Origin of the sequence: Paraburkholderia sp. MM5482-R2, assembly GCF_050436125.1 — a bacterium.
Classification (GTDB): Bacteria; Pseudomonadota; Gammaproteobacteria; order Burkholderiales; family Burkholderiaceae; genus Paraburkholderia; species Paraburkholderia tuberum.
In genome coordinates this window covers 48,800-62,438 of sequence record NZ_JBNDLP010000002.1, presented here as the reverse complement: position 1 = coordinate 62,438, position 13,639 = coordinate 48,800, and the positions used below count along the sequence as shown (strand labels likewise).

The 13,639-nt window shown below is 66.8% G+C and carries 15 protein-coding genes; 7 read left to right on the top strand and 8 right to left on the bottom strand.

Translation table 11 applies throughout. From position 1 onward, the window contains the following. Positions 1-63: 63 nt before the first annotated feature. From OKW37_RS03350 to pxpB, 5 genes are all read right to left on the bottom strand, one after another. Entirely contained in the window at positions 64-1,020 is a 957-nt protein-coding gene (locus OKW37_RS03350; RefSeq protein WP_429408054.1) for a DUF979 domain-containing protein, read from the bottom strand. Further along, complete coding sequence (locus OKW37_RS03345; RefSeq protein ID WP_184065840.1) at positions 1,017-1,784, bottom strand: DUF969 domain-containing protein; 768 nt, start codon at positions 1,782-1,784, stop codon at positions 1,017-1,019. Before OKW37_RS03345 ends, OKW37_RS03350 begins: the two co-directional genes overlap by 4 nt. A gap of 278 nt (positions 1,785-2,062) precedes the next feature. Beyond that, on the bottom strand, positions 2,063-2,815 hold the full coding sequence (gene pxpA, locus OKW37_RS03340) for a 5-oxoprolinase subunit PxpA (RefSeq protein ID WP_429408056.1): 753 nt from the start codon (positions 2,813-2,815) through the stop codon (positions 2,063-2,065). Between the two features lie 20 nt (positions 2,816-2,835). Continuing rightward, positions 2,836-3,888, bottom strand: coding sequence for a biotin-dependent carboxyltransferase family protein (locus tag OKW37_RS03335; protein WP_090802578.1), 1,053 nt, complete (start codon positions 3,886-3,888; stop codon positions 2,836-2,838). Further along, positions 3,885-4,538, bottom strand: coding sequence for a 5-oxoprolinase subunit PxpB (pxpB, locus tag OKW37_RS03330; RefSeq protein WP_184065831.1), 654 nt, complete (start codon positions 4,536-4,538; stop codon positions 3,885-3,887). Before pxpB ends, OKW37_RS03335 begins: the two co-directional genes overlap by 4 nt. Positions 4,539-4,748: 210 nt before the next feature. Between pxpB and OKW37_RS03325 the strand changes: the two genes are divergently transcribed. Then, a complete protein-coding gene (locus OKW37_RS03325) occupies positions 4,749-5,261 on the top strand; it encodes a winged helix DNA-binding protein (RefSeq protein WP_018418717.1) in 513 nt (170 codons plus the stop codon). A gap of 51 nt (positions 5,262-5,312) precedes the next feature. Here the strand turns inward: OKW37_RS03325 and OKW37_RS03320 are convergent, their stop codons facing one another. Further along, positions 5,313-5,912 (bottom strand): 5-formyltetrahydrofolate cyclo-ligase, encoded by a 600-nt coding sequence (locus tag OKW37_RS03320; RefSeq protein WP_429356281.1) that lies wholly within the window; start codon positions 5,910-5,912, stop codon positions 5,313-5,315. A gap of 20 nt (positions 5,913-5,932) precedes the next feature. On the opposite strand from OKW37_RS03320, the gene OKW37_RS03315 reads away from it, so the two are divergent. From OKW37_RS03315 to OKW37_RS03300, 4 genes are all read left to right on the top strand, one after another. After that, on the top strand, positions 5,933-7,900 hold the full coding sequence (locus tag OKW37_RS03315; protein WP_429509767.1) for a transglycosylase SLT domain-containing protein: 1,968 nt from the start codon (positions 5,933-5,935) through the stop codon (positions 7,898-7,900). 82 nt (positions 7,901-7,982) lie between these two features. Then, positions 7,983-8,936, top strand: a complete 954-nt coding sequence (locus OKW37_RS03310; RefSeq protein WP_090802583.1) for a complex I NDUFA9 subunit family protein — start codon at positions 7,983-7,985, stop codon at positions 8,934-8,936. Positions 8,937-8,963: 27 nt separating this feature from the next. Then, positions 8,964-9,617 carry a glutathione S-transferase family protein gene (locus OKW37_RS03305; protein ID WP_429408059.1) on the top strand — a complete coding sequence of 218 codons (654 nt, stop codon included), beginning with the start codon at positions 8,964-8,966 and terminating at the stop codon, positions 9,615-9,617. Then, a complete protein-coding gene (locus tag OKW37_RS03300; protein ID WP_429408061.1) occupies positions 9,614-10,846 on the top strand; it encodes a multifunctional CCA addition/repair protein in 1,233 nt (410 codons plus the stop codon). The genes OKW37_RS03305 and OKW37_RS03300 overlap by 4 nt, the downstream gene beginning before the upstream one ends. Positions 10,847-10,880: 34 nt before the next feature. Here OKW37_RS03300 and OKW37_RS03295 read toward each other — a convergent pair whose 3' ends face one another. After that, positions 10,881-11,075 (bottom strand): DUF2905 domain-containing protein, encoded by a 195-nt coding sequence (locus tag OKW37_RS03295; RefSeq protein ID WP_018418711.1) that lies wholly within the window; start codon positions 11,073-11,075, stop codon positions 10,881-10,883. A gap of 31 nt (positions 11,076-11,106) precedes the next feature. Further along, positions 11,107-12,309: a class I SAM-dependent methyltransferase gene (locus OKW37_RS03290; RefSeq protein WP_429408063.1), complete on the bottom strand. Its 1,203-nt coding sequence runs from the start codon at positions 12,307-12,309 to the stop codon at positions 11,107-11,109. Positions 12,310-12,322: 13 nt separating this feature from the next. On the opposite strand from OKW37_RS03290, the gene OKW37_RS03285 reads away from it, so the two are divergent. Next, on the top strand, positions 12,323-13,150 hold the full coding sequence (locus tag OKW37_RS03285; RefSeq protein WP_184065800.1) for an SDR family oxidoreductase: 828 nt from the start codon (positions 12,323-12,325) through the stop codon (positions 13,148-13,150). Positions 13,151-13,241: 91 nt separating this feature from the next. Then, the gene (locus tag OKW37_RS03280; RefSeq protein ID WP_090802589.1) at positions 13,242-13,637 is read left to right on the top strand and encodes a dihydroneopterin aldolase; all 396 of its coding nucleotides are present in this window, start codon (positions 13,242-13,244) and stop codon (positions 13,635-13,637) included. The last annotated feature ends 2 nt before the right edge of the window (positions 13,638-13,639 follow it).

Sequence of the window (13,639 nt, the reverse complement as noted above, 5' to 3'; positions counted from 1 at the left end):
GGCGCAAGACCGTTTGCGTCTGCTCACATCCCGGTTGTCAAAACGACGCGCTTATCAGCAGCCCTACAAAAACATCAAGAAATTCAACAGAAAGATATTGATCACCAGCAGCATCAACGCCGTCGGAATCTGCACCTTGATCACCGCATTCTTGTCGGGTAATTCGAGCAGCGCAGCCGGCACCATGTTGAAGTTCGCGGCCATCGGCGTCATCAGCGTGCCGCAGTAGCCGGAGAACATGCCGATCGCGGCCATCACGGCCGGGTTGCCGTGGAACACGCCGACGAGGATCGGCACGCCGACGCCGCCCGTCATCACCGGAAACGCGGCGAAGCCGTTGCCCATCACCATCGTGAACAGCGCCATGCCGATGCAGTACACGGCCACCGCGACGAAGCGGTACTCGAGGCTGATATACGACGTGGTCACGTGCGCGACCGCCTTGCCGACGCCCGCGTCCGAGAACACCAGACCGAGCATGCCGAGCATCTGCGGCAGCACCGCGGCCCACGAGAGCGCATCGACGAGGCGGCGCGCTTCCTTCATCGACTGGCCGACCGTGTCGCGCGTGATCACACAGGCGATCGCGAGCGCGATCACGCAGCCCAGACCGAAGCCGATCAGCGTGACGTTGGCCTTCTCGATCAACGGCACACCGCCGAACACGAGATGGCTTGCCGCGAGCGTGATGATCACGGTGACGACCGGAATCGTCAGCGCGGGCACGAACAGTTTGTTGCGCAGTCGCGCGGCGCTCGCCTGACGTGCTTCGAGCGACAGCGTCTTCGGCTTGCCCGCGGTGACGCCGCCGAAGCCCGCGATCAGCGCCATCGCGATCACCGCGACGCCGACCACGGCCGGCGGCAGCCGGTCGCCGATCAGGAAGATCAGCGCGTAAAGAATCCAGAAGCCGCCCGCGGTGAGGCGGCGCGGATGCTCGCGGTCCGTGACGATCATGCCGCCGACGATCAGCAGCACGATGCCGAGCAACCAGAACAGATAGGTGATCGTGAAGGTCATGCTTCGTCTCCGGTAGCACGCGTGGCCGACGGCGGCGTCGATGCGGCGGTCGCGCTCGAACTGCCGCCCGGCGCCTTGCCGCGCAATTCACGCTCGAGCCGGCGGTCGAGCAGCCAGAGCCGGAAGCCATGCACGATGAACGCGCTGATCGCGGTCGGAATGCCCCACACGGCGACGTGAATCGGCTCGACGACGATGCCCGCTTCCTTCAGGAAAGTCGTCATCAGCACGATCGCGCCGAACGCGACGAAGATGTCCTCGCCGAAAAAGAGGCCGACGTTGTCGGTTGCGGCCGAGAATGCGCGCAGCCGGAAGCGCACCGCGTCGCCGATCTTGCCGAAGCGGTTCTCGGTCGCGCCCTCGGCCATCGGCGCGATCAGCGGACGCACCATCTGCGGATGGCCGCCGAGCCCGGTCAGGCCGACCGCGGCGGTCAGCTCGCGCACGAGCAGATAGACGATCAACAGACGTCCGGCGGTCGCCGCCTTGATGCTGCTGATCCACGCCTGCGCGCGCTCGCGCAGGCCGTGTCGTTCGAGCAGGCCGATCACCGCGAGCGGCAGCAGGATGATCAGCGGGATGTTGCGCGTCTTGATGAAGCCGGTGCCGATCAGCGCGAGGATTTTTTCCGGCGGGAAGTGCGCCGCGAAACCGGTGACGATCGCGGCGACGGCCACGATCAGCATCGGATTGAAGCGCAACAGAAAGCCAACGATGATGACGGCCACACCGATGAGCGGCCATAGACTGACAGTTGTCTGCATCAGGATCTCCAAAGAGGCTATTCAACTTCGCCGCGGGTGGCGGCTGACGTGAACCGGCGCATGCGGCCTCATGCGCCGGCGTGCTGCCGCGGCTCTGCGGCCGCGTCGAACTCTCTTTACCTGCCCCGTGAATGCGCGTCGGCATCCGTGGGTTTGCAGCGGGCATCGCGATTGATGCCGCGGCTGGCAGTCGCCCCGCATGGGTGCGGGGCGCTGGATCGGTCACGCGCGCCGGATCGGAGCGACGCGCGCAGTGGCTAGGACGGTGATGCGAACGCTCAGACGCGCGCGGCGGCCGCCGCATGCACTTCGATGCCGGCGTCGGCGAGCGCGCCGCGAATGCGTCGCGCGAACGCCAGCGCATGCGGGCCGTCGCCGTGCAGGCAGATGGTCTGCGCGTTCAACGGCACCCACTGTCCGTCGACGGCCTTCACGCGTTGCTCGCGGATCATCACGAGCGTGCGCGCGAGCACTTCGTCCTCGTCGTCGAGCAGCGCGCCCGGCTCCTTGCGTGGCACGAGCGAGCCGTCGGCGCGATAGCCGCGGTCGGCGAACACTTCCTCGATCGCGGTCAGGCCCGCGTTGCGCGCGGCGCTCACGAGCCCGCTGTTGGCGAGCGCGAACACCGCCACGGACGGATCGAAATCGTGCACCGCGGAGACGATCGCGTCAGCGATCTTCGCGTCGCGCGCGGCCTGGTTGTACAGCGCGCCGTGCGGCTTTACGTGCGCGATGCGCCCGCCCTCGGCCTGCGCGATCGCCGACAGCGCGCCGAGCTGATACAGCACGCCCGCATAGATCTCGCGCGCCGGCAGATCCATTTCCTTGCGGCCGAAATTCTCGGGATCGTTGAAGCTCGGATGCGCGCCGATCGACACGCCTTTCTGCACGGCCCAGCGCACGCAGTCGCGCATCGCGTTGGGGCTGCCCGCATGCCAGCCGCATGCGATGTTGGCCGAACTCACGAGGTCGAGCAGCGCCTCGTCGGAGCCGCAGCCTTCGCCGAGATCGGCGTTCAGATCGATTTCCATGGGGATTCCTTTACTTAGTGTCACAGCGCCGCGAGCGCCACCCGGCGCGCGCAACGCTCTTCATGCATCGCGATCGCGGCATCGATCTGCCGCAGATACGTGCGTTCTTCCAGCAAAGCCTGGCGCGCTTCGTAGGGCGTCGTCGGGATGAAACGGACAGCACCGTTCAGGCGCACCTGCGCGAGCTTCCACAGATCGGCCTGAATCACCGCGCCGATCTTCGGATAGCCGCCGGTGGTCTGCGCGTCGCTCATCAGCACGATCGGCTGACCGTTCGGGGGCACCTGGATCGTGCCGGGCAGTACCGCGTGCGACAGCAGGTCAGTCTTGTGCGTGCGCTTCAGCTCGGTGCCGGCAAGGCGATAGCCCATGCGGTTGCTGTTCGGCGTCACGAGCCACTCGTCGGACCAGAACGACTGCTGTGCATCCGCGGTGAAGCTGTCGTATTCGGGGCCGCGCAGCACGCGGATCGGTATGGCCCACGGCACGCCCGACGGATGACGACCGCGCCGCAGCGGCTCGTTGACCAGCACGAACTTGCACCAGGCGGGCGCCTTCACGCCGAACTCGGGCGCCTCGGGCGTGAAGCCGAGGTGGCCGCGCTGCTGCGGCGCGCCGACCGGCAGACGGTCGCCGTCGTTGAGCGCGCGGCCGCCGAGTCCGCCGAAATGGCCGGCAAGGTCGGTGCTGCGCGAGCCGAGCATCGGCAGCACGTCGATGCCGCCCGCCACGCAGACATAGCCGCGCATGCCGCGCTTCGCCGCGTGCAGCACGAGCTCCTGGCCGGCCTGCACGGGCAGACTCCAAAACGAATAGACGGGTTTGCCGTCGAGCGTCGCGCCGAACTCGGTGCCGGTGATCGCGACGCGCGTCGCGCGCAAAAAGCGCAGCGCGGTCGGGCCGAAGGTGATTTCGAGGCCGGCCGCGTCGGGGCGGTTGCCGACCAGCCGGTTGCCGACTTCGAGCGACAGCCGGTCGAGCGCCCCCCCCATCGCGACGCCGAGATGCCGATAGCCGTGGCGGCCGAGGTCCTGGATCGTGGTCTGGAGACCCGCGCGGATCACGTCGATCATGCGTGCATCCCCGCGATCGTGAAGCGCACCCGGTCGCCGGGCTGCAGCAGCGTGGGCGGACGGCGCGCCGGATCGAACAGCGGCACCTCGGTGCGGCCGATCAGTTGCCAGCCGCCCGGCGACACCGCCGGATAGATGCCAGTCTGCTCGCCGCCGATGCCGACCGATCCCGCCGGCACCTCGAGCCGCGGCGACGCGCGGCGCGGCGTGTGCAGCGCGGTGTCGAGCCCACCCATATAGGCGAAGCCGGGCTGGAAGCCGAGAAAGAACACCACGTAGACGCCGCCCGCATGACGTTCGACGACCTCGCGCGCGCTCAAGCCCGTATGTTCGGCGACCGCCTGCAGATCGGGGCCGAATGCGCCGCCGTACTGCACTGCAATCTCGACGTCGCGCCCGGGCGCGACGGCTTTGGCCGCTGCGTTCCAGGCCGTCAGCAACTGCTCGCCGAGCGCGTCGGCGTCGGTCGAGAGCGGGTCGAACACGAGCGTCAGATTGTTCATGCCGGGCACGACCTCGAGCACCTGCGGCCAGTCGCGCGCGGCTTCGGCCGCAGCCCACACGCGCTGCTGGCACTCCAGCGTGGCGGGCGGCGGCGCTTCGCAGACGAGCGCGGCATCGCCGAGGGGAAAAATTCGTGGTTGGCTCATGACTGGGCGGCCCGGATCGAGTCGGAGGATGAGGCGGACAGCGCGGTGCGTTAGCGCATGCCCGGCACGGAGTCGGCGACGTTTGGAGCGTACATTATCAATAAAATATTGACGATTTACCAATAAGCGTTTTTGCCAGGCTCGTCGGTGGCGAGCATCGTCGTACACTTGCGACACTTTTCCAGCCCATTTTCGTCACGGGAACCTCGTATGACGCGTCATCCCACCAAGATCGTTTCGTCGGAACATCTCGTCTCCGAGAGCAGCGCGGAACTCTCGGAACTCGAATACGCGCTGATCATGGCAGGCAATGCGTTCAACCGCTGGATGGTGCGCTGCATGTCGGCGGCCGGCGACAAGGACATGACCGCGATCGAAGTGTCGCTGCTGCACCACGTGAGCCATCGCGAACGCCGCAAGAAGCTCGCGGACATCTGCTTCGTGCTGAACATCGAGGACACGCACGTCGCGACGTACGCGTTGAAAAAGCTCGTAGCTAGAGGGTACGTAAAAAGCGAAAAGACCGGCAAGGAAGTGTTCTTTTCCGCAACCGACGCGGGCCGCGAACTATGCCTGAAGTATCGCGAGGTGCGCGAAAACTGCCTGATCTCGACGCTCAAGGAAAGCGGCCTGACCAACCAGCAGATCGGCGAGGCCGCGCAGTTGATGCGCAATGCGTCGGGCCTGTACGACACGGCGGCGCGCGCGGCGGCTTCACTGTAACGACGAAACACCGCGCAAGCGCCGGCGCGTCACACGCCGCGCATCGCGCGTTCAGCCCGGCAGCGCCGGATGAAACCCCGCCTCCGTGACGATCAGATCGAGCGCAATGTCATGCGCCTCGCGTTCCAGCGTGTCGGTGCGGCACGCTTCGTAGGCGATGCCGACCGTGATCGGCTTGTGCGCCGCCGGCCAGCCGGCCAGCGTGCGGTCGTAATAGCCGCCGCCGTAGCCGAGGCGGTAGCCGTCCGAGTCGAAACCCACGCAGGGCACGAACAGCAGCTCGGGCAGCACCACGCGCCCCGAGGTGGGCTCGGCAATCTTGTGATGGCCGATTTTCATCGGCGTCGCGGGCGTCCAGGCATGGAATTCGAGCGCCATGCCACGTTCTTTAATGATTGGCAGACTGGCTTCGTGGTGCGAGTCCGCGGCAAGCCAGAGCGCAATCGCGCCGCGCGCGTCGAACTCGCCGGCAAGCGGCCAGTAGAATCCCGCGCTGCGTACCGCGTAGTGCTTCAGCGCGTCGAGCATCCGACGCCCGAGCGCGGCATTCTTCGCCGGCTCGGAAGCCGCTTGCAGACGGCTTTCCAGCAACCTCCGGCGCAGCGCCTTTTTCGTTGCCGGGACAGGGTTGCATGCTATGCTTGGGTCCAATTCGCGCTCCAGAAACAACGATGTCAAAACGCCTTTTTCGAGTATATCGCGCGGCCAGTATCGCGCTTGCCGCAGCGGCACTCGTGGCCTGCAGCACTGCCTCGGCCGTCAAGCCCCTTCCGATCTCGCAACTCACGAACGACGACCAGATTTTCGTCCAGCTTCGCGAAGCCTCGCGTACTAACGACGCGGCGCGCGCAGCCCAGCTCGCGAGCATGATCCCGAATTATCCGGCGCCCTCGTATCTGGAGTACTTCCAGATCAAGCCGCAGCTGTTCGATTCGACCGGCCATGCGCGCATCGACGCGCCGGACGCGCCCGTGCTCGCGTTCCTGCAGAAGTACGACGGCCAGGCGATCGCCGATCGCATGCGCAACGACTACCTGACGGTGCTCGGCACGCGTCACGACTGGCGCAACTTCGACCAGCAGTACGCGAAATTCGTGCTCGACGACGACACTCAGGTCAAGTGCTACGCGCTCGAATCGCGCGCGTCGCGCGGCGAGAACGTCGCGGACGCGGCGCGCGCGCTGCTCGTCGAGCCGAAGTGGTACGGCGACGGCTGCGTCGATCTGATCACGGTGCTCGGCGTGAACCACCAGTTCAGCGCCGACGACATCTGGGCGCAAATTCGTCTCGCGTACGAGCAGAACTACACGAGCACCGGCAGCAAGCTCGTCGACGCGCTCGGCGACCAGCCGCCCGACCCGGTGCTGTTCAGCCAGGCGACCAATGCGCCGCCGCTATTGCTCGCGCGCGGCGTCGGACCGGATGCGCAATCGCATCAACTGGCGCTGCTCGCCATCACGCGCATGGCGCGCAACGATCCGGCCATGGCCGCGGCCACGTTCGCGTCGGTCGCGCCGTCGCTGAATTCGCCGGAGCGCGCGATCGGCTGGGGCACGATCGGCTATCAGGGCGCGCTCAAGCAGATGCCTGGCGCGGTCGACTGGTTCCGGCTGTCGGCCAACGCGCCGCTGTCGAATCCCGCGTATGAATGGCGCACACGCAGCGCGCTGCTCGCGGGCGACTGGAACATGGTGCGCTGGTCGATCGAGCAGATGCCCGAGTCGCTGCGCAAGCAATCGTCGTGGGTGTACTGGCACGCGCGCGCGCTGAAGCAGGCCGGCGACACGGCCACGGCCAGTCAGGAATTCCAGTCGATCGCGTCGAACTTCAACTTCTACGGCCAGCTCGCGCTCGAAGAGCTCGGCCAGAAGATCACCGTGCCGCCGAAAACCACCGTGACCGACGCCGAAGTGCAGCAAGCCGGCACCACGCCGGGCTTCGGTCTCGCGCAGCGCTTCTATGGGCTGAATCTGCGGCTCGAAGGCAATCGCGAGTGGAACTGGCCGTTGCGCAACATGTCCGACCGGCAACTGCTCGCCGCCGCCGAGTACGCGCGCCGCATCGAGCTGTACGACCGCACCGTCAACACCGCGGACCGCACGAAAAGCGAGCACGATTTTTCGCTGCGCTATCTATCGCCGTTCCGCAACATCGTCGAGCAGGACGCGCAGTCGAGCGGGCTCGACGTCGAGTGGGCGTACGGGCTGATTCGCCAGGAGTCGCGCTTCATCATCAACGCGCGCTCTGGCGTCGGCGCGGGCGGACTGATGCAGCTGATGCCCGCCACCGCGCAACTGGTCGCGAAGAAGATCGGTCTGGGACCGGTGTCGCGCGAGCAGATGAACGACATCGACACCAACATCCTGCTCGGCACGAACTACCTGGCGATGATCTACAATCAGTTCGACGGGTCCGCCGTGCTGGCCACCGCTGGCTACAACGCAGGTCCGGGCCGTCCGCGCAACTGGCGGCAGTCGCTGCAGCGGCCGGTCGAAGGCGCGGTCTTCGCCGAGGCGATTCCGTTTCAGGAAACTCGCGACTACGTGAAAAATGTGTTGTCCAACACGGTCTACTACGCGGCATTGTTCGAAGGCCGTCCGCAATCGCTGAAGGCGCGCCTGGGTTACATCGCACCGTAAGCGCCTTGGCGCCGCAATCTCGCTTCGAGGTTGCGGCGCGCTTCGCCAGCCGTTGCCGCGGCTTCCATCAGGGAGTCGAAAAATGCGACATCAAGCCATCGCGGTCATCGGCGGTTCAGGGTTTATCGGCAGCTACCTCGTCAACGCGCTCGTCGAGACGGGCAAGGACGTGCGCGTCGCCACACGGCGACGCTACAACGCGCGACATCTGACCATGCTGCCGATCGACGTGCTCGAAACCGACGTGTTCGATCCGGTGCAACTCGCGCGCTTCGTCGAGGGCGCCGATTGCGTAATCAATCTGGTCGGTATCCTGAACGGCAAACGCGGCAAGCCCTATGGGCGGGAGTTCGCGCATGCGCACGTCGAGCTGCCGACGCGCATCGTCGCCGCCTGCGAAGGCAAGGGCGTGCATCGGCTGATTCATCTGAGCGCGCTAGGCGCCAATCCGAACGGCCCGAGCATGTATTCGCGCTCGAAGGCCGACGGCGAGAAAGCCGTGCATGCGGCCAACGTCGCGTGGACGATCTTCCGGCCGTCGGTCGTGTTCGGACCCGAGGACGCGTTTCTGAACAAGTTCGCGTTCCTGCAGCGCGTGTTTCCGGCCATTCCGCTCGCGATGCCGGACGCGCAGTTCCAACCGGTCTATGTCGGCGACGTCGCGAAGGCGATCGTCAACGTGCTCGATCTCGATGGCGCGAGCGGCCGCACCTACGAGCTCGGCGGTCCGACCGTCTACACGCTCGAAGACCTGGTTTCGTACTGCGGCGACGTGATCGGCAAGCATGCGCGCATCATCCGTCTGCCCGAGCCGCTCGCGCGCCTGCAGGCGTTGAGCTTCGAAATGGCGCCGGGCGAACCGGTGATTTCGCGCGACAATCTCGATTCGATGAAGGTTGCCAACATTCTGAGCGGGCCGCTCGCGCCCGAGCTCGGACTCGAACCGGTCAGCATCGAAGCGATCGTGCCGACGTACCTGACCGGTGCTGCCTCGGGTTCGCGACTCGACACGTTCCGCGCCAACGCCGGGCGCTGAAGCCTTTCCCTCTACCTGATAACAAGTATGAAACTGCTGATTGGTGACAAGAACTATTCGTCGTGGTCGATGCGTCCGTGGCTGCTGCTCACGCACTTCGGCATTCCGTTCGACGAGGAACTGATCCTGCTGTACGAAGCGGACACGAATGCGAAGATCCGCGCTCAGGCGCCGCGCGGACCGGGCAAGGTGCCGTGCCTGATCGACGACGCCGGGCAGGCCGTGTGGGATTCGCTGGCGATCGCCGAAACGCTCGCCGAGCGCTTCCCGCAACACGCGCTGTGGCCGCGAGACGCGGCGGCGCGCGCGCATGCGCGCAGCGTCAGCGCCGAGATGCATTCGGGGTTCGGCGAGTTGCGCTCGAAGATGTGGATGAACATCCGTGCGTCGTTCCCGGGCAAGAACGCGACGCCGGGCGCGCTCGCCGATATCGCGCGGATCGAGACGATCTGGCGCGACTGCCTCGAGACCTACGGCGGTCCGTTCCTGTTCGGCGAATTCGGCATTGCCGACGCGATGTTCGCGCCGGTCGCGATGCGCTTCAACACGTGGAAGCCGGCGTTGTCGGAGACCGCAGCCGCCTATGTCGAGCGGCTCACCGAGCTGCCCGCGGTCGATGCATGGATCGACGCCTCGCGCCGCGAAACGCACGCGATCGCCTATCAAGACGAATGCCCATGAATATCTATGCAGTAGGTGGCGCGGTCCGCGACGAGCTGCTCGGCGTGCCGGTGCAGGACCGCGACTACGTGGTGGTGGGAGCAACACCCGAGCAGATGGTCGCGCAGGGCTATCGGCCGGTGGGCAAGGACTTTCCGGTATTCCTGCATCCGCAGACGCAGGAGGAGTACGCGCTCGCGCGCACCGAGCGCAAGACGGCGGCCGGCTATCACGGCTTCCAGTTTTTCTATGCGCCCGACGTGACGCTCGAAGAAGACCTCGCGCGCCGCGATCTGACGATCAACGCGATGGCGCGCGAGGTGCGCCCGGACGGCGAACTGACCGGCCCCGTCATCGATCCGTTCAACGGCCAGGCTGACTTGCAGGCGCGGCTTTTTCGCCATGTCAGCGCCGCCTTCCTCGAAGATCCGGTGCGGATTCTGCGCATCGCGCGTTTCGCGGCGCGTTTCCTCGATTTCACGGTCGCACCGGAAACGCTGGCGCTGATGCGCGAGATGGTCACCGACGGCGAAGCCGATGCGCTGGTGGCCGAGCGCGTGTGGCAGGAGGTGTCGCGCGGGTTGATGGAGAAGAAGCCGTCGCGGATGTTCGGCGTGCTGCGCGACTGCGGCGCGCTCGCGCGGATTCTGCCGGAGATCGACGCGCTGTTCGGCGTGCCGCAGCGCGCCGACTATCACCCCGAGGTCGATACCGGTGTCCACGTGATGATGGTGCTGGACCATGCCGCGCAGCAGGGCTACGCGCTGCCGGTGCGCTTCGCGGCGCTGACGCACGACCTCGGCAAGGCGACCACGCCGGAGGACCTGCTGCCGCGGCACATCGGCCACGAGGGCCGCAGCGTCGATCTGCTGAAGCCGCTGTGCGAGCGGCTGCGCGTGCCGAACGAGTGCCGCGATCTGGCGGTGCTGGTCGCGCGCGAGCACGGCAATATTCATCGCGTGATGGAGATGGGGGCGGCGGCTCTGGTGCGCCTGCTCGAGCGCAGCGACGCGATCAGGAAGCCGGCGCGCTTCGCCGAGGCGCTGCAGGCCTGCGAGTCGGATGCACGCGGGCGGCTCGGCCTCGAGATGAGCGAGTACCCGCAGGCCGAGCGGCTGAGGCTTGCACTGGTGGCCGCGCGAGGCGTGGATGCAGGGGCAGTGGCGCAGCGGCTCGCCGATGCGCCGGCCGGCATCAAGGACGCCGTGCATGAGGAGCGCGTGCGTGCGGTAGAGGCTGCGCTGGCTTGAAGTCGCGCGGGCGTAAAGTAGCGCGCGACGGCGCCTACAACACCCGCGCCAACAGCGACAACAGCATCGACAGCACCAGCGTCGACATGAACGGAAACGGATACTCGCGGCCGAACAGCCGCAAGGTCACATCGCCGGGCATCCGGCCGATGCCGAGCTTCCTCAGCCACGGCCAGCACGACGACAGCACCGCGACGGCAACGAAGGTAGTCAAAAGCCAGCGAATCATCGCGAGTCCTCGAGCCAGAGCGGATTCACGATCACAGCGTATGCGAACGATCGCCGCTCGAAAAGGCGCGCAGCGTATCGTCGAGTCCGCGCGAAAACGCGATCACCTTGAAGAGCTCGCCCATCTCCGCCTCGGACAGCAGCTTCTGTACCGCGTTGGCGGCGGGAAGAAAGCGCGCGGCGTCGGCGGGATCGATTTCGCCGAGCACCTCGGTGACGCCCGCGTTCAGCAGGAAGCGCGCTTGCGATGTGAAGCCGAGCAGGTCCGCGCCGGTCTCGACGCCCGCCTCGGCGATGCCGGTGAATTCGACGTGCGCAGTGATGTCCTGCAGACCGGGGTACAGGAACGGGTCGCCGTGCGCGCGGTGCCGGTAGTGGCACATCAGCGTGCCCTGCGCGCGCTGGTCGTGGTAGTACTCGTGGCGCGGAAAACCGTAGTCGATCAGCAAGATCGCGCCGCGCGCGAGCATCGTGCAGATGGTGCGCGTGAAGGCGCGCGCGGCTTCGTGCGTTTCCGTCACGTAGTCGTCGCCGGCCGGTTCGCGGGTCGCATCGATTTCGGTCAGCAGCGCGAGGTCCGCGGCGGCCGCGACGGGCCGGTCGTCGAACGCGAAGGCGCCGTCGCGCCACACCACGCCGCGCTCGCGCCAGACACCGCCGTTTTGCGCGAAGAGCCGCACCGGCATCGCATCGAGCACCTCGTTGCCGATCACCACGCCTTCGAAGCGCTGCGGCAACGCGTCGAGCCAGCGCACTTTCGCGAGCAGCGCGGGCGCGGTCGCCGCGATCGTTTCGCGCTGCCGCTCGCGCAGCTCACCCGATAGATCGATGATCGAATAGCTGTCGAACCCGGCGCCGAGCGTGTCGAGCGCATTGAGCAAGCCCGCGGCGAGCTTGCCGGTGCCGGCGCCGAACTCCATCACATCGCGCGTGCCACTCGCCTCCAACGCTTCGGCGAGCGGGCGCGCGAGCGTCGCGGCGAACAGCGGCGACAATTCCGGCGCGGTGACGAAGTCGCTGCCGTCGTCGGCGCGCAGGCCGAATTTTCGCGCACCGCCGCTGTAGTAGCCGAGACCCGGCGCGTACAACGCGCGCTCCATGTAGCGGTCGAACGGCAGCCAGCCGCCGGCCGCGTCGAGCTGCGCGCGGATCTCGGCGACGAGCGCGTCGGACTGCGCGAGCGCGCTCGGGCCGGGAGCAGGTAAACTATCGGGTTGGTGAGCTTTGGGATTCATCCCCGCATTGTAAATGACCGTTTCTCCGGACATCGCTGCCCGCGCGGCTGAACTGCCGCCCGAAACGCCCCGCGTTGTGCTGATTACGGGCGCCGCGCGCCGCATCGGGCGCGCGCTCGCCCTCGGCTTCGCCGCGCGCGGCTGGGACGTGGCCGTGCACTACGGTGCCTCGCGTGAGGACGCCGACGAAGTGGTCGCGCAGATCGTCGCGCTGGGCCGCCGCGCGGTCGCGCTGCACGCCGAGCTCGGCGACGAGGCGCAGGTCGCCCGGCTGCTGCCGGACTGCGCCGCTGCGCTCGGGCGGCCGTCGTGCATCGTCAATAACGCGTCGCGCTTCGAGGAAGACACGGCGCGCGACGTCGGCTACGAGCTGCTGCTGAAGCTGACCGCGATGAACGTCGGCGCGCCGCTCGTGCTCGCGCGCATGCTTTACGACGCGACGCCCGATGCGGCGTTGCGCGACGAAAGCCAGCGCGGCGTCGTCATCAATGTGCTGGATCAGAAGCTGTACAACATGAACCCGGACTATCTGTCGTACACGCTGTCGAAGGCGGCGCTGCAGACCGCGACGGTCGCGCTCGCTCAGGCGCTCGCGCCGAAGCTCCGGGTGGTCGGGCTCGCGCCCGGGCTGACCATGCAATCGGGCGACCAGACCCAGCACGGGTTCGAGGCCGCTCACCGTATGACGCCTCTTGGCCGTGCGTCGCGGCCCGAGGATATCGTCGCCGCCGCGCTGTATCTCGCGGATGCAGCCGGCGTTACCGGAACGACGCTGGTGGTCGACGGCGGGCAGCATCTCGTGCCGCTGCCGCGCGACGTGATGTTTTTGACGGGCGCCTGACACGCGCGCGTGGCCGGCCTTCGAGGCGGCCGTCGCGTGTGGCGAAGCGCCCCTTTGCGTGCCCCGCACGCTTTTTTGGACTGGAACGAACATGTTTGCCGCTCTTTCGCACCCCCGGCTCGCCGATTGCCGCCGGCTTTTTCTGCGCAATTACGAAGTGCACATCAATATCGGCGTGCACGACTTCGAAAAGCGCGGCGAGCAGCGCGTCGTGATCAACGTCGAACTGTTCGTGCCGCTCGCGATGTCCACGCCGGTGCACGACAAGCTCACCGAAGTCGTCGACTACGACTTCATGCGCTCGACGATCGCGAGGCGCGTCTCGCAAGGCCATATTCATCTGCAGGAAACGCTGTGCGACGACCTCGTGCGCGCGATGCTCGAACATCCGCAGGTGCGCGGCGCGCGCGTGTCGACCGAAAAGCCGGACGTGTATCCGGACTGCGATGCGGTCGGCGTCGAAGTCTTCCGCATCAAGGAGGACTGAGC